Annotated in this window: 19 protein-coding genes; 8 read left to right on the top strand and 11 right to left on the bottom strand. The window is 62.0% G+C overall.

What is annotated here, in order from left to right; translation table 11 throughout:
• Positions 1 to 16: 16 nt before the first annotated feature.
• A complete protein-coding gene (locus HBO05_RS05370; RefSeq protein WP_172311967.1) occupies positions 17 to 1,447 on the bottom strand; it encodes a di-heme oxidoredictase family protein in 1,431 nt (476 codons plus the stop codon).
• Between the two features lie 148 nt (positions 1,448 to 1,595).
• Here HBO05_RS05370 and HBO05_RS05365 point away from each other — a divergent pair, with 148 nt between their 5' ends.
• Complete coding sequence (locus tag HBO05_RS05365; protein WP_169954623.1) at positions 1,596 to 2,159, top strand: nitroreductase family protein; 564 nt, start codon at positions 1,596 to 1,598, stop codon at positions 2,157 to 2,159.
• 204 nt (positions 2,160 to 2,363) lie between these two features.
• Here the strand turns inward: HBO05_RS05365 and HBO05_RS05360 are convergent, their stop codons facing one another.
• From HBO05_RS05360 to gap, 7 genes are all read right to left on the bottom strand, one after another.
• Positions 2,364 to 4,502: a methyl-accepting chemotaxis protein gene (locus tag HBO05_RS05360; protein ID WP_172311965.1), complete on the bottom strand. Its 2,139-nt coding sequence runs from the start codon at positions 4,500 to 4,502 to the stop codon at positions 2,364 to 2,366.
• Positions 4,503 to 4,628: 126 nt separating this feature from the next.
• Positions 4,629 to 5,033, bottom strand: a complete 405-nt coding sequence (locus HBO05_RS05355; protein WP_170056837.1) for a YbaN family protein — start codon at positions 5,031 to 5,033, stop codon at positions 4,629 to 4,631.
• Positions 5,034 to 5,211: 178 nt separating this feature from the next.
• Positions 5,212 to 5,820, bottom strand: a complete 609-nt coding sequence (locus HBO05_RS05350; protein WP_172311963.1) for a biliverdin-producing heme oxygenase — start codon at positions 5,818 to 5,820, stop codon at positions 5,212 to 5,214.
• 127 nt (positions 5,821 to 5,947) lie between these two features.
• A complete protein-coding gene (locus tag HBO05_RS05345; protein ID WP_172311961.1) occupies positions 5,948 to 8,515 on the bottom strand; it encodes a TonB-dependent receptor in 2,568 nt (855 codons plus the stop codon).
• A gap of 115 nt (positions 8,516 to 8,630) precedes the next feature.
• The gene (locus HBO05_RS05340) at positions 8,631 to 9,599 is read right to left on the bottom strand and encodes a FecR domain-containing protein (RefSeq protein ID WP_169954628.1); all 969 of its coding nucleotides are present in this window, start codon (positions 9,597 to 9,599) and stop codon (positions 8,631 to 8,633) included.
• Between the two features lie 74 nt (positions 9,600 to 9,673).
• Positions 9,674 to 10,192: a sigma-70 family RNA polymerase sigma factor gene (locus HBO05_RS05335; protein ID WP_169954629.1), complete on the bottom strand. Its 519-nt coding sequence runs from the start codon at positions 10,190 to 10,192 to the stop codon at positions 9,674 to 9,676.
• Positions 10,193 to 10,390: 198 nt separating this feature from the next.
• On the bottom strand, positions 10,391 to 11,392 hold the full coding sequence (gap, locus tag HBO05_RS05330; RefSeq protein WP_029295415.1) for a type I glyceraldehyde-3-phosphate dehydrogenase: 1,002 nt from the start codon (positions 11,390 to 11,392) through the stop codon (positions 10,391 to 10,393).
• Between the two features lie 221 nt (positions 11,393 to 11,613).
• Between gap and edd the strand changes: the two genes are divergently transcribed.
• The 4 genes from edd to HBO05_RS05310 all read left to right on the top strand — a co-directional run bounded on the left by edd (position 11,614) and on the right by HBO05_RS05310 (position 16,695).
• Positions 11,614 to 13,440 carry a phosphogluconate dehydratase gene (gene edd, locus HBO05_RS05325; protein WP_170041877.1) on the top strand — a complete coding sequence of 609 codons (1,827 nt, stop codon included), beginning with the start codon at positions 11,614 to 11,616 and terminating at the stop codon, positions 13,438 to 13,440.
• Positions 13,437 to 14,393 (top strand): glucokinase, encoded by a 957-nt coding sequence (locus HBO05_RS05320; RefSeq protein ID WP_169954631.1) that lies wholly within the window; start codon positions 13,437 to 13,439, stop codon positions 14,391 to 14,393. Before edd ends, HBO05_RS05320 begins: the two co-directional genes overlap by 4 nt.
• 126 nt (positions 14,394 to 14,519) lie before the next feature.
• Positions 14,520 to 15,251 carry a response regulator transcription factor gene (locus HBO05_RS05315; RefSeq protein WP_169954632.1) on the top strand — a complete coding sequence of 244 codons (732 nt, stop codon included), beginning with the start codon at positions 14,520 to 14,522 and terminating at the stop codon, positions 15,249 to 15,251.
• Complete coding sequence (locus HBO05_RS05310) at positions 15,241 to 16,695, top strand: ATP-binding protein (protein ID WP_172311959.1); 1,455 nt, start codon at positions 15,241 to 15,243, stop codon at positions 16,693 to 16,695. Before HBO05_RS05315 ends, HBO05_RS05310 begins: the two co-directional genes overlap by 11 nt.
• 119 nt (positions 16,696 to 16,814) lie before the next feature.
• Here the strand turns inward: HBO05_RS05310 and HBO05_RS05305 are convergent, their stop codons facing one another.
• Positions 16,815 to 17,744, bottom strand: coding sequence for an AraC family transcriptional regulator (locus HBO05_RS05305; protein ID WP_169954634.1), 930 nt, complete (start codon positions 17,742 to 17,744; stop codon positions 16,815 to 16,817).
• 326 nt (positions 17,745 to 18,070) lie between these two features.
• Here HBO05_RS05305 and HBO05_RS05300 point away from each other — a divergent pair, with 326 nt between their 5' ends.
• Positions 18,071 to 18,412 (top strand): antibiotic biosynthesis monooxygenase family protein, encoded by a 342-nt coding sequence (locus HBO05_RS05300; protein ID WP_024077189.1) that lies wholly within the window; start codon positions 18,071 to 18,073, stop codon positions 18,410 to 18,412.
• Between the two features lie 8 nt (positions 18,413 to 18,420).
• Entirely contained in the window at positions 18,421 to 18,702 is a 282-nt protein-coding gene (locus HBO05_RS05295) for a hypothetical protein (protein WP_169954636.1), read from the top strand.
• A gap of 163 nt (positions 18,703 to 18,865) precedes the next feature.
• Here HBO05_RS05295 and HBO05_RS05290 read toward each other — a convergent pair whose 3' ends face one another.
• Positions 18,866 to 19,498 (bottom strand): flavin reductase family protein, encoded by a 633-nt coding sequence (locus HBO05_RS05290; protein WP_172311957.1) that lies wholly within the window; start codon positions 19,496 to 19,498, stop codon positions 18,866 to 18,868.
• Between the two features lie 197 nt (positions 19,499 to 19,695).
• Here HBO05_RS05290 and HBO05_RS05285 point away from each other — a divergent pair, with 197 nt between their 5' ends.
• On the top strand, positions 19,696 to 20,451 hold the full coding sequence (locus HBO05_RS05285) for a hypothetical protein (protein WP_172311955.1): 756 nt from the start codon (positions 19,696 to 19,698) through the stop codon (positions 20,449 to 20,451).
• Between the two features lie 63 nt (positions 20,452 to 20,514).
• Here HBO05_RS05285 and HBO05_RS05280 read toward each other — a convergent pair whose 3' ends face one another.
• The gene (locus tag HBO05_RS05280; protein ID WP_169954639.1) at positions 20,515 to 21,834 is read right to left on the bottom strand and encodes an MFS transporter; all 1,320 of its coding nucleotides are present in this window, start codon (positions 21,832 to 21,834) and stop codon (positions 20,515 to 20,517) included.
• Between the last annotated feature and the right edge of the window lie 189 nt (positions 21,835 to 22,023).

The raw sequence follows: 22,023 nt of genomic DNA, 5'->3' as shown, positions 1-22,023 counted from the left end.
ATAATTGGGGCAAAGCTTATAGAGAATTCAGGAACGCGAGCAATGCTGCTCGCTGCTGCGCATTAAAAGACAACACCTGTTGCTGCGCCGCCTGGGCTTCACCGCCGTGCCACAGCACGGCTTCAAGCAGGTTGCGGGCGCGGCCGTCATGCAGGAACTGGGTGTGGCCACTGACGTTTTGTGTCAGGCCAATGCCCCACAACGGCGGCGTGCGCCAGTCGCGGCCACCGGCCTTGAATTCGGTACGGTTATCGGCCAGGCCCTCGCCCATGTCGTGCAGCAGCAAGTCGCTGTACGGGCGGATGACCTGGTTGGCCAGCTCCGGCTCGGCGGCATTGCTGGCCGTGGTGAACGTGGGCGTGTGGCACGCCTGGCACTCGGCCTGGAAAAACAAGTTTTTGCCGGCCAGCACCTGTTGCGCATTGACATCACGGCGCGCCGGTACGGCCAGGTTGCGGGTGTAGAACAGCACCAGGCGCAGGATGTTATCGCTGACTTCCTGCTCGCCATTTTCGCCATTGCCGTTGGGCGCCTGCCTACAGGCAACCTGTGCGTCGGTACAGTCATCCATGGGCCGCAGGCGGGTGGTCAGGCCCATATCACCAGAAAACGCGTGAACATTTTGTTGATTGAGGTTCGGTTGCCCGGCTTTCCAGCCAAAGCGCCCGAGCACGGTTTTTTGCTGGGCATCATCCCAGACCCAGTTTGGGCGGCCGAGCACGCCGTTTTTGTCCGGGCGTTTGCTGGCGTTTTGCAGGATGTCCGCGTCGCTGATGGCTTCGAGCAAGCCCAGGCCGATCATCGGCGGTGCTACACGGGCGGAAAACCGCGTATCCGGGTGCATCGGCCCGTAGCCGAGCTGGGTGATCTGCAGGCTCGGCTTGCGCAACTCCACCACCGTGCCGTCCTTGAACGTGACGTTGACCGGGGTGTAGTCGACCCGCACCTTGCCTTCCGGGACCACGCCGGGCACGGCCATGTCCTGCAACTGCCCGCCATACACCGGCTCGGGCACGATCCCCAACTGTTCGATGACCTTGGCATAGGGCGGCGAATCCGGGATCGACAGGCGCACCAGCATCGACACCGCGTTGCTGGCCTCAGGCAAGGGCGGATGCCCGCGGCCATCCTTGATATGGCAGTTCTGGCAGGCATTGGTGTTGAACAGCGGCCCCAGCCCATCACGGGCGGTGGTGGTGGCCGGGGCGATCACCCAGGGATTGCGGAAAAAGCTGTTGCCGACGCTGAAGTCCAGGCGGCGCGTTGGCGCCAGGTTGGCCGAGGGCAGCGAAAAGGCATTCTGGTCGGTCTTCCTTACCGTCGTGCTGCCTCCCGAACGCGCCTCACCCGGCTCGGCCTGGGTAAACGTCGGCGGCGGGGCGTCATCGCAGGCACTCAGGCTCATGGCCATCAAGAGTGCAGACAGGCGAAGAGGCAAGCGGGGCATCGATAATCCTGGAAGACGGGCGACGGTGGATGAAATTCAGGGGGCAAAGTCTAACAGGGCGGGGCGGATTGAATAAGAGCAATTATCGTTTGCTCCAATCTGATGCATTCCCGCTAGAATGGCCGCACATTTTTCCTGGAGGTGGCCAATGCAGGCTCTCGACGCTTTGCTCAACCGTGTTTCCGTACCGCGCCTGCTGGAGCCGGCCCCCACTGCCGAGCAGCGCGAAGTGCTGTTCGCGGCAGCCATGCGTGCACCGGATCACGGCCAACTGCGGCCTTGGCGCTTCCTCACCGTGGAAGGCGCGGCCCGTGAGCAAATGGGCACCCTGCTGGCCGAAGCGGCCCGCCTGCAAGACCCCGAGGCCCCGCAAGCGGTGATCGACAAGGCGCAGAACGGCCCATTGCGTGCGCCGCTGGTGGTGGTGGTGATTGCCCGTCTGCAGGAACACTTCAAGGTGCCCAAGTCCGAGCAGTTGCTGGCGGCGGCCTGTGCGGCCCACGGTATTTTGCTGGCGGCGTATGCCCAGGGGATCGGTGCGGTGTGGCGCACCGGCGAGTTGTCGTATTCGGCGCATGTGGCCAAGGGCCTGGGGTTGAGCGCGGGTGAGGAAGTGATTGGCTTCCTTTATCTGGGGACCGCGCAGAACCCGCCGCGTACGGCGGCCAAAGAAGACATCACGGCGTTTGTCAGCGCCTGGACCGGTCTCTGACCCACCGCAAATCTATGTGGGAGCGGGCTTGCTCGCGAATGCGGTGGGTCAGTCAAAACATTCATTACTGACCCACCGCATTCGCGAGCAAGCCCGCTCCCACATTTGATCTTCACTGCTTTGAGCATTGCGTTCGCTTAACTGATCGGCATTAGGGCAAGTCCCCTCCCACATGGGGTATTTCATTGTTTTCAGGACCTGGGCTTACACCCGGAACTGATCCATCAGTTTCATCTGCTGATTGGCCAATGCATTCAATTGGCTGCTGATCGCCGCTGATTCAGTGGCCTGGCCAGTCAACGTCTCGGTCACGGTACGGATCGCCGAAACGTTGCGGTTGACCTCTTCGGCCACGGCGCTCTGTTCTTCGGCGGCGCTGGCGATTTGCAGGTTCATGTCGCTGATCACCGTCACCGCATCGCTGATCTTGCCCAGGGCCTGGACCGCCTGCTGGATCTGCCCGGCGTTGTTCTGTGCCTGGCTCTGGCTCGAATGCATGGTGGTCACCACCCCACGGGTCGCGCTCTGGATGCGTTCGATCACCAGGCGGATTTCTTCCACCGAATCCTGGGTGCGCCGCGCCAGGTTACGTACCTCGTCCGCCACTACCGCAAACCCCCGCCCGCTTTCCCCGGCGCGCGCGGCTTCAATCGCGGCATTGAGGGCCAGCAGGTTGGTCTGCTCGGCAATGCTGCGGATCACCTCCAGCACCGAGCCGATCTGCTCGCTGTTGACCGCCAGGGCTTCGACTTCGGTCACCGCCTTGCTGACTTCTTCGGCGAGGGTGGTGATATCGCGGGTGCTGCGCTCGATAATCGCCAGGCCTTCGCGGGCCGATTGATCGGCGCCGCGCGCTGCACTGGCCGCGTTTGAGGCGCTGTTGGCCACATCATGGGCGGTGGCGCTCATCTCGTTGGAGGCGGTTGCCACCTGGTCGATCTCGCGGAACTGTACCTGCATGCCTTCGCTGGTCTGGCGGGCGATTTCCGAGGACTGGTCGGCGGTGCCGCGGGCTTCGGTGATGCTCTGCTTGATCTGGGCGATGGTCGGTTGCAGTTTGTCGAGGAAGCGGTTGAACCAACTGACCAGCTCCCCCAGTTCGTCTTTTTTCGTGTAGGCCAGGCGTTGGGTCAGGTCGCCGTCGCCGCTGGCAATGTCCTTGAGCATCGCCGCCACGCTGTTGATCGGGCGGGTCACGCCGGTAGCGGTCAGCCACATCAGCAGCAGGCCCAGCAGGCCGGCCACGGCGCCGACCAACAGCGCTTGCAGCGTGCCACGGGCCTGGGCCTCGTCGAGCACCCCTTGCAGCTTGACCGAGTCGGCCAGCAGCACGTCCTTGGGCAGTTTGATCACCACGCCCCAAGGCTTGGCATCGGCAATCGGCTTGACCGGATACACCGCGCGAATCGTATCGTCCTGCTCGCGGACCTTGCGCGTGTCACTGGCCAGCAGTTGCACGATCTCTTTGCCTTCGGCGCCGAGCACATCGACGATGCTCTTGCCGACCTTGTCCGGCTCGCCGCTGTAGCTGGCAATCAGGCCACTGCTGGAGAGGATTTCCATGATCCCGGCGCCGTCAAACAGCTCTTTTTGCGCGGTATTGGCCGCCGCTTGCAGGGCATCCAGCGCAATGTCGACGCCGATCACCCCAATGACCTTGCCGTCGGCCAGCAGCGGCAGGGAGATGGTGGTCATCAGCATCGACTTGCCGGCGACTTCATCGGCGTATGGGTCCAGCAGGCAGACGTTGCGGGTATCCCGTGGGCAGGTGTACCAGATGTTGTAGGGCGTACCGCTGAGGTTGAGGGTGGTCTTGGTCAGGTCCGCTTCCACCATCACGGTGTTCAGCCCTTCGCCACCGGCACGGCTCCAGTAGCTGGAGAACCGCCCGGCCTCGTTGGAGGCGCGCAGCTTGTCGTCGATAAATTCGCTGTCCTTGCCATCCAGGCCGTTGGGTTCAAACGACAACCAGATCCCCAGCACCTTGGTATTGCGCTCGAACGCAGTCTTGATCCGCTGGTTGAGTTCCTCGCGCACGGTGGCCGCTTCCAGCGAACGCTTGGCGGCCATGTTGCGCAGGTCCTTGACCTGGTCGGCGAGGGCGGTGACCACCAACAGGCTCTCGCCGAAGGCTTTCTGCACCTGCACGGCCTGCTCGGCGGCCTTGGCCTGGAGCAGGTTCTCCACGCTGGCGGTGAGCATGCGCGAGCTGGACGCGCTGACCAGTTGGTCGTTCTGGTTGGACTGGTAGATATTCAGGCTGACGATCAGCGCAATCACCCCCAACAGGCAGAGACCGGACAGCAGCACGATTTTCAAGCGGATGGAGAGGGTGTCGAACATGGGCTTACTCGCGATTGGACTTGTTGGTGTGCAAGCAGGGCAACGGCCAAGTCCATTCGGCGCTATGCCCGGAACATCGGCACCGACGGGTAATTCATGAGGAATAGGCGATGAGCGGTAGGGCGCTCAGGCAGCGGTTCGCGCCAGGCGTTCGGGACGTGACCAGATCCACAGGTTGCCCAGGCTCATACCGGCGATGGCCAGGTAGATCGGCCAGCCGTGATCGAGCATCACCAGCATCAGGCCGGCACACAGCAACATGCTCACGGTGGCACTGACCTTGGCCCGACGGGCGATGATCTTGCCATTGCGCCAGTTGAACAGGATCGGCCCGAACAGCCGGTGGTTTTCCAGCCAGGCGCTCAGGCGCGGCGAGCTCTTGGTGGCGGCCCAGGCGGCCAGCAGGATGAATTCGGTGGTGGGCAGGCCCGGCACGACAATCGCGATCAAGCCGATCCCCAGGCTGACATAGGCCAGCAGGCCGAACAGGATTCGGGCGAGTTTGGAGGAGGATTGGGCGGGGGCTGTCATAGGTACGATTTGTCAGGGTTTCGAAAAATCTGAAAATGGAGCGCGATCAACATGTGGGAGCTGGCTTGCCTGCGATGCAGACGCTGCGGTGTATCAGTTAGACCGCAGCGATGCTATCGCAGGCAAGCCCGCTCCCACACAATCCCGCTCTCACATTCATTGCATTCCAGCAGCGCGATCAGGCCAGTTCTGGGGCGCTAGCGTACGCCTGTTCCAGCAACACGGTGAAGCGTACAAACGCATCCACGGCACCTTTTTCTGCTGCGGCTTCTTCTTCGGCGCTCAGTTCCAGGCTGTCGAGGGTGCGGGTGAAGCTCTTCCAGCCTTCTGCACGACCACCGGCTGGCTCGCCCAGGTGGCGGGCACCGAAGGTTTCGCTCAGGCCCAGGCCGACGGCACGCTTGATCAGGAACGCTGCGCCCAGCTTGGAACCTTCGGACACGAACAGCCAGCCCAGGGCCTGGGCCTTGCTCGGGTTCTGCACGGCACCGGCCACGGGGGCGGGTACTTCGGTTTCCAGGTCGGTCAGGTCCAGCTTGGCGGCTTCGGCGCGGCAGCGCTCGGCCAGGTCCGGCACCAGCTTGATCAGCTCGGGATCGTTGTACAGCGCCACCAGTTCCGATTGGAACAGGTATTGCGCCACCACGAAACGGGCGAAGTTGGCCTGGGTTTCAAACGGGGCGTGAGCCTTGACCAGGGCATCGAGCTTGGTGTGCGGCTCGTTGGTGATCTGGTTCAGGCGCTGGGAGCGCAGGCTTGCGCGTTCTGCGGTAGTGGAAGCGGTCATTGGATGTCCTTGAGAAGGAAAAGCGCCTTGTTGCCAGGCTGTTATTACTAGACGAACAAGAAGACGCGTCACAGTAAAAAATCCTCACCCCGGCGGCGATAAAACCGGCGAGGTGGGGCTGCATGGGTCAGATGTCCCAGATCAGGTTGATCGCAAAGTTGCGTCCTGGCTGGGTCAGGCGGTCCAGGCTGGCTGGCGACGTCACGCCGGCTTCGCCCACACCGTCGTAGCTGCGCACGTCATCCCAGTTCCAGTATTTCTTGTCGGTCAGGTTGTACAGGCCGCCGTTGACGGTCAGCTCGTCGGTGACTTTGTAGAAGCCGGTCAGGTCGACGATGCCAAAGCCCGGGGTCTTGAACGGGCCATTGGCCTTGATGCCGGTCGGGGTAAAGAACGTGGCGCTGTCGACCCGGTTCTGTTTCTTGACCAGGGTCCAGCTGACCAGCGCACCGTAGGTGTCCTGGTCGTAGCCCAGGCCGAACACACCCTTGAGCGGGTTGACGCTGTTCAGCGGCTGGCCGGTTTCGTCGTTGCGCCCGTGGGCGTAGGCAATCGCGCCCTTGGTGTACAGGCCTTGCGGTGCGCCGAAGGCGTCCAGGTTCAAGCGCCCTTTGACCTCCATGCCCTTGATGGTGGCACGCTTGATGTTGCCTGGCTGGAAGATGGTGCCGGTGGGGCCCAGCGCGGCGTTGTCCTCGTCAATGAAGTCGCGGTAATTGTTATAGAACACCGCGACGTCGAAATTGCCTGCGTCGAAGTTGCCACGGATCCCGGTTTCGTAGCTCTTGCTGGTTTCCGGCTTGAGGTTCGAGTTGGGCTCGACGACGTAGCCTTCGCCCAGGTTTTCAAAACGGCCATACAGCGCTTTGGCTGATGGCGTACGGAAACCTTCGGCGTACTGGCCAAACCAGGTGTACTGCTCGGTCAGTGCGTAGGTCACGCCCAGTTTTGGCGAGAAACGATGCCAGGTTTTGTTCGAGTCGTCGTGGGGGAACTTGCGGTCAGGGTCGGTGGTATTGAGGAACTCTTCGGTCAGCTTGGGTTTGAGCTGGATGTAGTCGTAGCGCACGCTCGGCAGGAAGGTCCAGTCATTCCAACTGATCTGATCCTGGGCGAACAGCGCGTAGCTGTTGATGGTCGGATCGGGGAAGTCGCTGGCTTTTTTCACGCTGTCGGCAGGGGTTGGGCTTGGTGCGCCAATGGCGGTACACCCGGCGCCTACAGCCAGGCAGGTCGCCGCACCTTCGCGCGAACCGGTGACTTTCTGCTGCTTGATCGTGGTGCCGTAGGTCAGCAAGTGATCGGTGTCGCCGATGACGAAGGCCTTGTCCAACTGCGCGTCGAACACCCACTGCTTTTCTTCGTAGAGGGTGTCGCGGGTCCGCAGTACGCGGCGGCCGGCCTGATAGATTTCGCTGGTGGCCTGGTCGGTCTTGGCGATCTGGTAGTTGAGGCTGGTCTTGATGTGATCGGCAATCGGCGAGTCGAGGGAAAACTTGTTTTCCAGGCCAAAGCGCTCGCGTGTGATGGTGTCGTTACCGCGACGGTCACGGTACATATTCATGCCCTGGCCTTCGAGGAAGATCCCGCCTACCGCGCTTTTCTGGTTGATGTCGCGGTCGTCCTTGTACTTCTCGTAGGTCAGGCCCAGGCGGTTGTCTTCGCCGTAGTTCCAACCCAACTTGGCCAGCACGTTGGTGGTGCGCACGTCTTCCGGGTTGGCGCCGGTGCGGGCCAGGCCGGTGGCGTTGTTGCCGTTGTAGGACTCCATCTCGTGGCCATTGCGCTGGCTCAGGTGCAGCAAGCCGTCGAAGTCCTGCACCCGCCCGGCGACGGTGCCGGAGGTCAGCCAGCTTTCGTCCGCCGAGCTGTAGCCGGTCTTCAGGCGCGCGCCCACATCCTGGCCGGGCTTGATGATGTCGTCCGGGTCGAGGGTGAAGTAACTGACGGCGCCGCCGATGGCGCTGCTGCCGTACAGGGCCGAGGCCGGGCCGCGGATAATCTCGACGCGCTTGACGATTTCCGGGTCGACATAGTTGCGGCGGGTCTTGGCGTACGGGCCGTTGAAGAAGTTGTCCGGCACCTCTACACCGTCCACCTGGGTGAGGATGCGGTCGCCGTCGATGCCGCGAATGTTGTAGCCGGAATTACCGGAGCGGGTGCCGGCGCCACCGACCGAGACGCCCGGTTCGTAGCGCACCAGTTCGCGGATGGTGTTGACGTTCTGGCGGTCCAGCTCCTCGCGTTCATGCACGCTGACGGTGCTGGGCACGCTATCGACCGCCTGTTCCGTACGGGTGGCGCTGATGGTCATTTGTTGCAGGGTGAGAGCGCTACCCGCCGTGCGCTTTTCCAGGACGATGTTGTTATTGCCCAGTTTGCGGTAGTTCAGGTTGGTCCCCACCAACAGCCGGTCCAGGGCTTTTTCCGGGGTCAGCGAGCCGCGCACGCCAGGGGAGGAAACCCCTTGGCCCAGTTCGGCGGGCAGGCCGATCTGCCAGCCGGTGACGGCGGTAAAGGCGTTGAGTGCCGAGACCAGGGATTGCTGCTCAATGCTGAAGGTGTAGTTGGCGTGGCTGCGCGCCGCGGGTTCGGCGGCAGTGGCCGTGAGGACCGGGCTGCCCGCCAGCAGGATGGCGGCCGTCAGCAGGCACAGCGTAGGCGAAGAGGACCGGCGGTTGAAACGAGAGGACATCGAGAGCGCTCCGAGGGACGAGTCTTATAGTTGCGAGCCTGAATCAAATAGGAATCAGTTGCATTGGCTAAGACGAGACGTACCAGCGGTGGCTATCGAGTAAAAATAATTATTCTCAGTTGAGAATCACTAGCGCAGGGAACTCCGAGAGTTTGGCCGAGGTAATGTGGGCCAGGGAACGCACCACGTCCAGCGGTTGGTCCAGACGGTAATTACCGGTCACGGCGACGCTGGCCAGTTGCTCGTTAGTATTGACGATCCAGCCCGGGTAATAGCGCCGCAGCTCTGCCAGCACCTCGCTCATCGGGCAGTTTTCAAAGACCAGCCGGCCCTGGACCCACGCCAGTTCCTTGGTGGCATCGAGCTTGGCCGGTTGGCCGAAACCCTTGGGGCCGACGCGAATGCTCTCGCCGGCACTCAGGCGCACCCGGTTGTTGCCGAAGGTGGTGCTCAGGTCGACATCCCCGCGTTGTACCTGCACCTGCGCCTCACCGTTGAGATAGCGCACGGCAAACGCCGTATCGCTGACGCTGGCGCGCACCGGGCCGGCGTCGATCTGCAGGGGCAGGCCACGGTTGGCCGCGACTTCGAAAAACGCCTCGCCCTGATACAGGCGGGCGATGCGCTGATGCTCGTCGATGGTGCTGGAAAACGCCGAGTTGGTGTTGAGCAGCACCTTGGAGCCGTCATCCAGTTGCAGGCGCTGGCGCTCACCGACCACGGTCAAATGATCGGCCTGCAGGCGCACCGGCAGGTTGCTGAAGCTGAACAGCCCCAGCAGCAACACCGCCGCCGTGGCCAAGGGCTTCCAGTGCGGCTTGATGCGCCGCCAGGCGCTGGGCTTGCGCGGCGCATTCAGGGCCACGGCGGCGCTGTGTACCGGCGCACCGCCCCAGGCGGCCTGGGCTTTGGCGAAGGCTTGGGCGTGACTCGGGTCGGCATCCAGCCAGGCCTGGAACTCGGCTTGCTGGCCAGGCTGCGGGCACTGCAAAGCGATCAGCCAGTCGAGGGCTTGGTCCATGGCCGCATGTTGCAACACCTCATGAGCCAGCTCATGGGGGTGCAGTTTGTTCGGGTCCGTCACGGTGTTCCTCGGGTCTTCGCCACGTTTTATTCAATAGCTTTTGTGACATTGCTGTCGGCTTGTCCCGACAAAGCTTAAGGGTGATCGAGCCGTTCGGCCACACCTATGCAGATGGCCATGATCAATTTCAGTTCCTTTTGCACGGTGCTCAAGGACACCTGCAACTGGTCGGCAATCTCCTGGTAGCTGCAACCGTGCAGGCGGCTGAGGATAAAGATCTGCTGCTGGCGAGCGCTCAACTGCCCGAGGCTGACGCTCAGGTGCTCCAGCAGTTGCTCGGCGTGGGCGGCGTCTTCGGGCGTGGTGACTGGCGAGGCGACGCTTTGCAGGACATCCATCGGGACATCTTCCTGCAAGGTGCGGGACTGGATCCGACGCGAGCGCAGATGATCCAGGGCCAGGTTGCGCGCGGTCTGGAACACGAAAGGCTCGAGGTGATCAATCGGTCGTTCGCTGAGGGCCCGTGTGACGCGCAGGTAGGTTTCCTGCAACAGGTCCTCGGCGGTGCTGTGGTTATTCACCATCCGCTGCAAGGTGCGCAGTAGCACCACCCGTTGGGTGAGGAAGACTTGATTGAAGCGAGATAGGCTCACAGTGATACCGGACCGATTGGCAGTTAATGATAATGCTTATCATCAGCGCAAATGGCAAGTGGCGAATGTATGAGCTTGCACGAATCCCTGTGGGAGCTGGCTTGCCTGCGATTGCATCACTGGGTGGCGGCAGATACACCGCGCCGTCTGCATCGCAGGCAAGCCAGCTCCCACACAAGCCCGCTCCCACAGGGGGGGTTACTCGGCGTTACACAGCGCCAGGCAGTTATCCAGCATACGGTTGGAGAAGCCCCATTCGTTGTCGTACCAGGCCAATACCTTGAGCAGCTTGCCGCTGGACTTGGTGTGGTTGGCGTCGAAGATCGACGACAGCGGGTTATGGTTGAAGTCGCTGGAAACCAGCGGCAGGGTGTTGTAGCCGAGGATTTTCGAGTGCTGGCTGGCTTCTTTGAGCAGCGCGTTGACCTCATCGGCCGTGGCTTCTTTTTTCAGTTGCACGGTCAGGTCCACCAGCGACACGTTGATCACCGGCACCCGCACCGCCATGCCGGTCAGCTTGCCTGCCAGTTCCGGCAGCACCAGGCCCACCGCTTCGGCAGCGCCGGTCTTGCTCGGGATCATGTTCTGCGTGGCCGAACGGGCGCGGTACGGGTCGGTGTGGTAGACGTCGGTCAGGTTCTGGTCGTTGGTGTAGGCATGGATGGTGGTCATCAGGCCGCTTTCGATACCCAGCTCGCGATGCAGCACCTGGGCCACCGGCGCCAGGCAGTTGGTGGTGCAGGAGGCGTTGGAGATGATCTGGTGGGATTGGCGCAAAATGTCATGGTTGACCCCGTAGACCACGGTGGCATCCGCGCCCTTGGCCGGGGCCGAGATGATCACCTTGCGCGCGCCGGCGCTAATATGGGCGGCGGCCTTGTCACGGTCGGTGAACAGGCCGGTGCATTCGAACACCACGTCGATCTTGTGTGCAGCCCACGGCAGGTCGGCGGGGTTGCGAATGGCACTCACGGCAATCCGGTCGCCATTGACGGTCAGGCTTTCCTGATCGTGAGCGACCTCTGCATCGAAAGTGCCATGGACGGTGTCATATTTAAGCAGGTGGGCATTGATCGAACTGTCGCCCAGGTCATTGATGGCGACGATCTGCAAATCCTGACGGTAGCCTTGGGTATAAAGTGCGCGCAGGACGTTGCGGCCAATGCGGCCAAAACCATTGATTGCAATTCGAAGAGTCATTTGAAAGCGCCTGTCGTCGATTTGTTGTAAGAATTACAAGATTATTCGCATAAAAATAGAAAACAAGCCTTTTTAGTGGCAATATTTTGTTCAATCTACAACGAGTGACCTGAATCAACTGGTCCGATTGGTCAAGTAACTCCCTGCCAACCTCTTCGCGGCGGGCTTTTGACCAGCATAGACACTCAGGTCGCCACATCCGTTAGCCTGGAGTTCTACACATGCATCCCCGCGTACTTGAGGTCACCGAACGCCTTATCGCCCGCAGCCGGGCAACCCGTGAGGCGTACCTTGCGCTGATTCGCGGCGCGGCCAGCGACGGGCCGATGCGCGGCAAGCTGCAATGCGCCAACTTTGCCCACGGCGTGGCCGGCTGCGGCACTGAAGACAAAAACAGCCTGCGCATGATGAATGCCGCCAACGTGGCAATTGTTTCGTCATATAACGACATGCTCTCGGCGCACCAGCCGTACGAACATTTCCCGGAACAGATCAAAAAAGCCCTGCGCGAAGTCGGCTCGGTTGGCCAGTTCGCCGGCGGCACCCCGGCCATGTGCGACGGCGTGACCCAGGGCGAGCCGGGCATGGAGCTGAGCCTGCTGAGCCGCGAAGTGATTGCCATGTCCACGGCGGTAGCGCTGTCCCACAACATGTTCGACGCCGCGCTGATGCTGGGGATCTGCGACAAGATCGTCCCCGGCCTGATGATGGGGGCCCTGCGCTATGGCCACCTGCCGATGATCTTCGTGCCCGGTGGGCCGATGCCGTCGGGCATTTCCAACAAGCAAAAGGCCGATGTGCGCCAGCGCTATGCCGAAGGCAAGGCCAGCCGCGAAGAGCTGCTGGAATCGGAGATGAAGTCCTACCACAGCCCCGGCACCTGCACCTTCTACGGCACCGCCAATACCAACCAGTTGCTGATGGAAGTGATGGGCCTGCACTTGCCGGGCGCCTCGTTCGTCAACCCGTACACACCGCTGCGTGATGCGCTGACCCGCGAGGCCGCGCACCAGGTCACGCGCCTGACCAAGGCCAACGGCAACTTCACGCCGATTGGCGAGATCGTCGACGAAAAATCCCTGGTCAACTCCATCGTCGCCCTCAACGCCACCGGCGGCTCGACCAACCACACCCTGCATATGCCGGCTATCGCCATGGCGGCGGGCATCATCCTCACCTGGCAGGACATGGCCGACCTCTCGGAAGTGGTGCCGACCCTGTCCCACGTCTACCCGAACGGCAAGGCCGACATCAACCACTTCCAGGCGGCGGGCGGCATGTCGTTCCTGATCCGCGAGCTGCTGGAAGCCGGCCTGCTCCACGAAGACGTCAACACCGTCGCCGGCCATGGCTTGAGCCGCTACACCCGCGAACCGTTCCTGGTGGACGGCGAACTGATCTGGCGCGAAGGCCCGATCGAAAGCCTCGACGAAAGCATCCTGCGCCCGGTAGCCCGGGCCTTCTCCCCGGAGGGCGGCTTGCGGGTGATGGAAGGCAACCTCGGCCGTGGGGTGATGAAAGTCTCGGCGGTGGCCCTCGAACATCAAATCGTCGAAGCGCCAGCCGTGGTGTTCCAGGACCAGCAGGACCTGGCCGATGCGTTCAAGGCCGGCCAGTTGGAGAAGGATTTTGTCGCGGTGATGCGCTTCCAGGGCCCGCGCTCTAATGGCATGCCGGAATTGCACAAGATGACGCCGTTCCTCGGCGTGCTCCAGGACCGAGGTTTCAAAGTCGCATTGGTGACAGACGGGCGTATGTCTGGCGCCTCGGGTAAAATCCCCGCCGCGATTCACGTCAGCCCCGAAGCCCAGCGCGGTGGCGCGCTGGCGCGGGTCAAGGATGGCGATATCATTCGCGTCGATGGCGTCAAAGGCACCCTGGAGCTTAAGGTGGACGCCGAAGAATTTGCAGCGCGCGCGCCTGCCACGGGCCTGTTGGACAATAACGTGGGGGCCGGTCGCGAGCTGTTTGCATTTATGCGCCTGGCCGCAAGCTCCGCAGAGCAGGGCGCCAGCGCCTTTACCTCTGCCCTGGAGACACTCAAGTGAAGCTTGCGCTGGTTGGTGATATTGGCGGTACCAACGCCCGGTTTGCGTTGTGGCGGGACCAGGCACTGCATTCGATCCGGGTGCTGGCCACGGCGGATCACGCCAGCCCCGAGGAGGCGATCCAGGTCTACCTCGCCGAGGAAGGTTTGGCGCCGGGGTCCATCGGCGCGGTGTGCCTGTCGGTGGCGGGGCCGGTGAGTGGTGACGAGTTCAAGTTCACCAACAACCACTGGCGCCTGAGCAAGACCGCGTTCTGCAAGGCGCTGCAAGTGGACGAACTGTTGCTGGTCAATGACTTCTCGGCCATGGCCCTGGGCATGACTCGCCTGCAGCCTGATGAATACCGCGTGGTCTGCGCCGGCACACCGGAGCCGTGGCGCCCGGCGGTGGTGATCGGCCCGGGCACGGGGTTGGGCGTGGGCACTCTGCTCGACCTGGGCGCCGGCCGCTGGGCTGCGTTGCCGGGGGAGGGCGGGCATGTCGACCTGCCCCTGAGCAGCCCACGGGAAACCCAGTTGTGGCAGCACATCTATAACGAAATCGGGCATGTCAGCGCCGAGACGGCCCTGAGCGGCGGCGGTTTGCCCCGCTTGTACCGGGCGATCTGCGCGGTGGACGGCCACCCGGCGGTACTGCAAACCCCGGAGGCGATTACCGCTGCGGGGCTGGCTGGCGACCCGGTGGCGATGGAGGTCCTGGACCAGTTCAGCATCTGGCTGGGCCGCGTGGCGGGCAATAACGTGCTGACCACCGGCGCCCGGGGTGGTGTGTATATCGTGGGCGGGGTGATCCCGCGGTTTGCCGAGTTCTTTATCAACAGTGGTTTTGCCAAGAGCTTTGCGGACAAAGGCTGCATGAGCGACTACTTCAAAGGTATCCCGGTGTGGTTGGTGACGGCGCCGTATTCCGGGTTGACCGGGGCGGGCGTTGCATTGGAGCAGGCATTTGCGTAGGCAGTGATGGCCTTATCGCGGGCAGGCCCGCTCCCACATTTGATTGTGTTCACAAATCAAAATCTGGGAGCGGGCCTGCCCGCGATGGGGCCCTAGAGAGCACCCCATAACAACAAGGAGGCCCCCGTGAGCGTAATCAGTAAATCCATTCTCCTGGTCGACGACGACGAGGAAATCCGCGAGTTGCTGCAAACCTACCTCAGTCGCGCCGGCTTTCAGGTGCGGGGCGTGCCCAATGGCGCGGGGTTCCGCCAGGCCATGGACGAGGCCCCATGCGACCTGGTGATCCTCGATGTGATGCTGCCCGACGAAGACGGCTTCAGCCTCTGCCGCTGGGTGCGCCAGCACCCGCGCCAGGCCCAGGTGCCGATCATCATGCTCACTGCCAGCTCCGACGAAGCCGACCGGGTCATCGGCCTGGAACTGGGCGCCGACGATTACATCGGCAAACCCTTCAGCCCGCGGGAGTTGCAGGCGCGCATCAAGGCCCTGTTGCGCCGCTGCCAATTTGGCCAGGAGCGTACGGGCGGCGATGTGCTGGTGTTCGATGAGTGGCGGTTGGACATGATCAGCCATCGGCTGTTTCACGTTGATGGCGAGGAAGTCATCCTGTCCGGTGCCGACTTTGCCCTGCTCAAGCTGTTCCTCGATCACCCACAGCAAATTCTTGATCGCGACACCATTGGCAACGCCACCCGTGGCCGTGACCTGATGCCCCTCGACCGTATTGTCGACATGGCTGTCAGCCGCCTGCGACAACGCCTGCGTGATACCGAGAAACCTCCACGGCTGATCCGCACCGTGCGCGGCAGCGGTTACCAACTGGCGGCCAGTGTGGTTGCCAGCAATGCCCACTGAACGCCGGCGCATTCCGGTCCCGCGTTCATTGCTGGGGCGCATGCTACTGCTGACCCTGTTGGCGGTGCTGTTTGCCCAGGCGTTATCCAGCGTGATCTGGGTCTCGCAACTGCGCGCCACCCAGCTTGAAGGCCTGGTCACCAGCGCCCGCAGCCTGGCCCATTCGATGACCGCCAGCGTTAGCTATTTCCGTTCGCTGCCGGTGGCTTATCGGCCGCTGGTGCTCGACCAGTTGCGCAGCATGGGTGGCACGCGTTTTGTGGTGACACTCAACGACAAGCCGCTGGATATGCAGATCTTGCCGCAAACCCCGCGCAAACAGGCGGTGCTCGGCGCGGTGGACGAAGTGCTGCGCCAGACCCTGGGCAGTGACGTGCATTTTTCGGTGGAGTTTGTCAGTGCCGAAGACCTGCGCATCTTCAATGCCGGCCTGAAACTCGATGAATTGCCACGCTCCTGGGCGCATTACGCCCTGACCCTGGAGCCGGTCAACCCGCCGGTACTGGTGACGCAGATCGAGTTGGGCGTCGGCGAATGGCTGTATATCGCCTCGTTGTTGCCCGAGCCCTACACCAGCCTCGAAGAACAGGGCCTGCCTTCCCAGCAGGTGTGGTTTATCGTGCTGACCAGTGGCTTTCTGTTGCTGTTTATCGGCTTGCTGGTGCATTGGCAGAGCCGGCCGCTCAAGCGCCTGGCGCGGGCGGCGCGGGACCTGTCCCTGGGCGCCGACGTGGAACCGGTGGCCGAAGGTGGCGGCAGCGAAGTGGTGGAAGTGGGCCGTGCGTTCAATGCCATGCGCGAGCGGATCAGCCGCTACCTGACTGAACGCAGCCAGTTGTTCAGTGCAATTTCCCACGACCTGCGCACCCCCATCACACGCCTGCGGCTGCGGGTAGAATTGCTGGAAGACGAAAAGCTGCAAGCCAAGTTCGGCCGCGACCTGGATGAGCTGGAACTGCTGGTCAAGGGCGCGTTGCAGTGCGTCAAGGACACCGACATCCACGAGAACATCGAGCCGGTGGACCTCAACCATGTGCTCGACTGCCTGGTGGAACCGTATCTTGCGCCCAACGGCAATGGCCGGGTGACCCAGCATGGCCGGGCGTTGACGGCCTATCCGGGCAAGCCGCTGGCGCTCAAGCGCTGCATTGGCAACCTAATCGATAACGCCCTGAAGTACGGGCAGAACGCCCATCTGCGTATCGAGGACGATGGCGCGCAGTTTATCCTGCATGTGGATGACGAGGGTCCCGGGGTGCCGGAGCAGCGTCTGGAGCAGGTCTTCGAACCGCACTTTCGCCTGGCCGGGCAGCAGCAGGGTTATGGCCTGGGGCTGGGGATCGCCCGCAATATCGCCCACAGCCATGGCGGTGAAGTCAGCCTGCAAAATTTGCGTGAAGGTGGCCTACGGGTGACCTTGCAACTGCCCCGGACCCTGGACTAAACAACACCGCGTCACCCTGTAGGAGCTGGCTTGCCAGCGATAGCGATACATCAGTCACATTTGCAGTACCTGACCTACCGCAATCGCTGGCAAGCCAGCTCCTACAGACGGGCGTTGGGTCAGATGCTCTGGCGTAGCCTGGCCAAGTCGCGCAACGGCGGTGCGCCAAACAACCGGCTGTATTCCCGGCTGAACTGCGACGGGCTCTCATACCCCACCCGATACCCCGCCGCCGAGGCTTCCAGGCCTTCGGCGATCATCAGGCGCCGGGCCTCCTGCAAGCGCAACTGCTTCTGGTACTGCAACGGGCTCATGGCGGTGATGGCCTTGAAGCGGTGGTGCAGGGTCGACACGCTGAGATTCACTTCCTTGGCCAGATCATCGATGCGCAGCGGTTGTTCATAGTTGCCGTTCAACCAGGTGATCGCCCGGCTGACCCGATGGCTCTGGCTATTGGCCACGGCAATTTCGTACAGGCGATAGCCCTGTGGCCCACGCAGTAGTCGGTAGAGAATCTCGCGATTGATCAACGGCGCCAACATCGCGATATCTTTGGGCGTATCCAGCAGGCGTGCCAGGCGCAATACGGCGTCGAGCAACTGGCTGTCGATCCGGTCGACATACATGCCGCGTGCGGTCGGGCGCGTGGGCACGCCCATCGGCCCGGCTTCGGCAATCAGGGCGGTCAGTTGCGCCGGGTCGATATTGATGCGCACCGACAGGTTGGGGTCTTCGACCGTGGCGTCGATGACTCGCCCGGCCACCGGCATCGCGACCGAGAACACCAGGTAGTTGAGGGGGTCGTAGGCAAAAATTTCGTCGGCCAGGCGCACTTCCTTGCTGCCGTTGGCGAGGATGCACAGCGCAGGTTCCACCAGCACCGGCATGAAGTCGCGTGGCGTGTTGTGGCGGTTCAGGTACAGCGAGGTGATCGCTGTGCCGTAGGAACCGTCTTCCCAGGTATGCCGGTGCACAATGCTGGCCAGTTCGGCGCGCTGTTTTTCCATCTCGGCATCGAGGGGAATGGACTGCTGTTCGGGCGACGACATGGGGCGTCCTCTGCATGCTTCTTTGATGGGCACAGCTTAGCGGTGGCGGTGCAGCAGCGTTATGTCGATTCTGCACAATCCTTGCCTGATCCTGCGGCGCGTCTTCAATCAGGCAAGCACACAGCCTGTCATCTGCCTGAAACAAGGCGCCAACCCCTGCAATAAAGCCTGACGCCAAACCCTGGGTCTACGCTTCTGGCAGGATTGTGCAATAAGCCGGCAGGAATCGACTAACCGCGCTGGGGCCTGCGCCCGTATCTTTGACCCTGTGGCAACACGCCCCCACAGTGCTTGCCGAGCATCACTTCTCAACGGGAGAGTCGAACATGTCCACCCCCATTCCCGCGAGCCATATGGCCTTTATTCGCGCCCGCAGCGGGTGCAGCACCGAACTGGGTGCACGCTTGAGCAGTTTGATCGAACCGGGCCGCCAGGCTCAGGGTTGCCTGCAATTCTCGTTGCAGCACTCCCAGGTTGACCCCGATGTATGGCTGGTTTCAGGTTTCTGGAGCAGCGAACAGGCGATGAGCGCTTATTTCAGCTCGCCGGCCCTGATGCTGTTTACCGAGCTGTTGAACGACATGGTCGTGCGCAGCATGGACTTCCAGACCTTCACCGACGCATCCGCCGCCAATGCCTACGGCGAGTACCTGCAACTGGCAGGTTAAGGTTTAGAATGGCCGACTTTCCATTGGCCAGGACCTGCAACATGGCACGTAAAGAGTTTGCCCACCACGAAGCTGTTTCCGCCCTTGTACGCGAAGACCAGGGTGGCTATAGCGCCGCCATCGCCGTCAAGGCACTGGACGGCATGAGCGCACCGCGCTTTCACAAGATCCTCGATGGCCAACTGTTCAAGACTGCCGACGACGCCGACGATGCGGCGGCTCAGCAATTGGAGCGCTTGATCGCTATCGATGAAGAGGGCCAGTTGGCCTGGGCAACTGCAGCAAACTAAAGAACACCACCGACCCAATTGTGGGAGCGGGCTTTGTGTGGGAGCGGGCTTGCTCGCGAAAGCGTCATGTCAGCCAGCCAATTTGGAACTGATCCACCGCTTTCGCGAGCAAGCCCGCTCCCACACAAGCCCGCTCCCACATTTTTAATTGCATTGCATCCAATCAGGGTTTGGTAGCACCTGGTCGGTACATCTTGAACAGCGCTTGCGGCCCCAGCTGGAAATAATCCGCCGGGCCGCCGCCCCGCAGAATCGGCTCGGCCGCCGCGGTGTCGTAGATCCCATCCTTGAGCAGCCATTTGGCGATGTGCACCGCGACCACTTCGCCAAGTACCAGCCAACTGGGCACCAGCTCCTTGTCGGCCCGCTGCAACTGAATGATCTGCGTAACCTTGCACTCGAACGACACCGGGCTTTCGCCGACCCGTGGCACGGCAATCACCTTGGACGCCACTGGCGTCAGCCCGGCCAATTCAAACTCGTTGACCTCTGGCGACACGGCGGCGCAGCTCTGGTTCATCTGCTCGGCCAGCGGGCGCGTGGCCAGGTTCCAGACAAACTCGCCGGTCTGTTCGATGTTATTCAGGCTGTCTTTACGCCCGACACTGGAAAAACCAATGATCGGCGGGATGTAGTTGAAGGCATTGAAAAAACTGTAGGGCGCCAGGTTCAGGCGGCCTTCGCGGTCCTGGGACGAAATCCAGCCAATCGGGCGCGGGCCGACGATGGCGTTGAACGGGTCATGGGGCAGGCCGTGGCCGTTGGCGGGTTCATAGAAATGGATATCGTCAGGCATGGACGGCGGTTCCTGCGGCGGGGAAAGCGCAATAGTGCAGGCCCAAGGGCAGGATTTCCACCGGATTGGCGCTGCCCTATGGAATTTTCATCCATCGCCCACCTATTTTTCACAGCTGCACGGCCAGTCTGCACGCCAGGTCGATACCCCCCCCATGAGTCGGCCTTTCGAGACTGAACTCTGGAGCCTTCTGCACAATGAACAAACTACCTCAGATTACCCTGGCGTTCTGGGTCATGAAGATCTGTGCGACCACCCTTGGCGAAACCGCCGGGGACTTGTTGTCGATGACCCTGAATGTCGGCTACGCCATCAGTTCGATGATCCTGCTCAGCGTGTTCCTCATCACGTTGCTGACGCAGTTATGGTCGAAAACCTACAACCCGGTGCTGTACTGGATCGTGATCCTGTCGACGAGCACGGCGGGCACCACCATGTCCGATTTTATGGACCGTACCCTGGGCCTGGGGTACGCCTGCGGTTCGATGATCCTGATTGTCCTGTTACTGATGGTGTTCGCCCTCTGGCACCTGAGCGGCAATTCGCTGAACGTGAACAAGGTGCAGACCCCGCGCGGCGAGCTGTTCTACTGGGTGGCAATCCTGCTCTCCAACACCCTGGGCACGGCCCTGGGGGACTTCCTGGCCGACGACTCGGGCCTGGGCTTTGCTGGCGGTGCGATGTTGATCGGCGCGAGCATCCTGCTGGTGGTGGCGCTCAAATACTGCACGACGGTTTCGTCGGTGGTGTTGTTCTGGGTAGCGTTTGTGTTGACCCGGCCCTTTGGCGCGACCCTCGGGGACTTCCTGACCAAACCCCATGAAAAGGGCGGCCTGGACTTTGGCACTGTCGGCTCATCGGCGGTGCTGGCGGCCGTGCTGCTGGTGATGATCGCCGGTGCCTGGTATGTACAGCGCCGGGATAACCGCCAGCCGCTGGCAGAGCTGTCCTGACGGGATAAAAAAGGGGCCATGTCATTTGCATGACATGGCCCCTTTTCTACACCTGGCGAACGCTTAGTCCGTGGTGATCCGCGAATGCTTGCGGGTGTCTTTCATGGTGATGTAGACCAACAGCGATACGGCAATACACGCGGTGACGTACCAGTAGTAGCCGGTTTCCATGCCGATGCTCTTGAACCACAGCGCGATGTATTCGGCGGTGCCGCCGAAGATCGACACGGTCAGTGCGTAAGGCAGGCCTACACCCAGCGCACGGATTTCGGTGGGGAACAGCTCGGCCTTCACCACGGCGTTGATCGAGGTGTAGCCGCTGACGATGATCAGCGCCGCCATGATCAGGAAGAACGCGCCCCACCAGGTCTGGACAGTGTGCAGGGTGGTGAGGATCGGCACGGTGAACAGGGTGCCGAGGATGCCGAAGGCGATCAGGATCGGCCGGCGACCGACCTTGTCGGACAGGCCGCCGACAATCGGTTGCAGGCACATGAACAGGAACAGCGTGGCCGCAGAGATGGTGGTGGAGTCGGAGATGCTCATGCCGACGGTGTTCACCAGGTACTTCTGCATGTAGGTGGTGTAGGTGTAGAAGGCTAGGGTGCCGCCCATGGTCAGGCCGACCACGGTCATCAGTTCCTTGGGGTGGCGCATCAAGGTGCGCATCGCGCTTTCCTTGGCTTTTTCCTTCTTGGTGAACGACTCGGTTTCTTCCATGCCACGTCGCAGGTACAGGGCCACCACCGCGCACAGAGCGCCGATGGCGAACGGGATACGCCAGCCCCAGGCATACAGCTCTTCAGTGGTGAGGAGCTGTTGCAGCACGATCAGTACCGCCAATGCGATGAGCTGGCCGGAGATCAGGGTCACGTACTGGAAGCTGGAGAAGAAGCCGCGACGTTCCTTGGTCGCCATTTCACTCAGGTAGGTGGCCGAGGTGCCGTATTCGCCACCTACCGACAGGCCTTGCAGCAAGCGGGCGAACACCAGCAGGATCGGCGCGCCGACCCCGATGGTTTCATAACCGGGGCTCAGGGCGATGATCAGCGAGCCGAAGCACATCAGCAGCACCGACGCCATCAACGCGGCTTTACGGCCTGCGCGGTCGGCGTAGAGGCCCATCAGCCAGCCGCCAATCGGGCGCATCAAAAAGCCCACGGCGAAAATCGCGGCGGTGTTGAGCAGTTGGGCGGTGGTGTCGCCTTTAGGGAAAAAGGCTTTGGCGAAGTACAGCGAGAAAGCGGCGTAGACGTACCAGTCATACCACTCGACCATGTTGCCGACCGATCCGCTGAAGATCGACTTGATACGGCTGGAAGTGGTGCGTTCTTGCGCCGGCGCAGCCGCCGACCCCAGAGGCAGGGAATTGGAGTTATCCATTGAAGGATCCTTCATGTCATTGTTTTTGTGGAGCGCGCGTCAGCGCAGCCTGGTTGCAGCTATAGCAGGAGCTGTGCCAAGCAGGGGGAGGCCCGGTCTAGAAGGGTTGGGGGATTTTTTTGAGCGGAAAGCCGCTGATGGTTTTTTGGTGATGAGCGGAAATCCGCTTATGGCGGCTGTCCTCATCGC

Origin of the sequence: Pseudomonas sp. WS 5079 (genome assembly GCF_012985465.1) — a bacterium.
In the GTDB taxonomy this organism is placed as follows: Bacteria; Pseudomonadota; Gammaproteobacteria; order Pseudomonadales; family Pseudomonadaceae; genus Aquipseudomonas.
This window is presented reverse-complemented; position numbering and strand designations above follow the sequence as displayed.

Bases quoted from the DNA above. Each gene is read 5' to 3' on its own strand.
- HBO05_RS05370 (WP_172311967.1), bottom strand. From the start codon at position 1,447: ATGCCCCGCTTGCCTCTTCGCCTGTCTGCACTCTTGATGGCCATGAGC.
- HBO05_RS05365 (WP_169954623.1), top strand. From the start codon at position 1,596: ATGCAGGCTCTCGACGCTTTGCTCAACCGTGTTTCCGTACCGCGCCTG.
- HBO05_RS05360 (WP_172311965.1), bottom strand. From the start codon at position 4,502: ATGTTCGACACCCTCTCCATCCGCTTGAAAATCGTGCTGCTGTCCGGT.
- HBO05_RS05355 (WP_170056837.1), bottom strand. From the start codon at position 5,033: ATGACAGCCCCCGCCCAATCCTCCTCCAAACTCGCCCGAATCCTGTTC.
- HBO05_RS05350 (WP_172311963.1), bottom strand. From the start codon at position 5,820: ATGACCGCTTCCACTACCGCAGAACGCGCAAGCCTGCGCTCCCAGCGC.
- HBO05_RS05345 (WP_172311961.1), bottom strand. From the start codon at position 8,515: ATGTCCTCTCGTTTCAACCGCCGGTCCTCTTCGCCTACGCTGTGCCTG.
- gap (WP_029295415.1), bottom strand. From the start codon at position 11,392: ATGACTCTTCGAATTGCAATCAATGGTTTTGGCCGCATTGGCCGCAAC.
- edd (WP_170041877.1), top strand. From the start codon at position 11,614: ATGCATCCCCGCGTACTTGAGGTCACCGAACGCCTTATCGCCCGCAGC.
- HBO05_RS05310 (WP_172311959.1), top strand. From the start codon at position 15,241: ATGCCCACTGAACGCCGGCGCATTCCGGTCCCGCGTTCATTGCTGGGG.
- HBO05_RS05305 (WP_169954634.1), bottom strand. From the start codon at position 17,744: ATGTCGTCGCCCGAACAGCAGTCCATTCCCCTCGATGCCGAGATGGAA.
- HBO05_RS05300 (WP_024077189.1), top strand. From the start codon at position 18,071: ATGTCCACCCCCATTCCCGCGAGCCATATGGCCTTTATTCGCGCCCGC.
- HBO05_RS05295 (WP_169954636.1), top strand. From the start codon at position 18,421: ATGGCCGACTTTCCATTGGCCAGGACCTGCAACATGGCACGTAAAGAG.
- HBO05_RS05290 (WP_172311957.1), bottom strand. From the start codon at position 19,498: ATGCCTGACGATATCCATTTCTATGAACCCGCCAACGGCCACGGCCTG.
- HBO05_RS05285 (WP_172311955.1), top strand. From the start codon at position 19,696: ATGAACAAACTACCTCAGATTACCCTGGCGTTCTGGGTCATGAAGATC.
- HBO05_RS05280 (WP_169954639.1), bottom strand. From the start codon at position 21,834: ATGGATAACTCCAATTCCCTGCCTCTGGGGTCGGCGGCTGCGCCGGCG.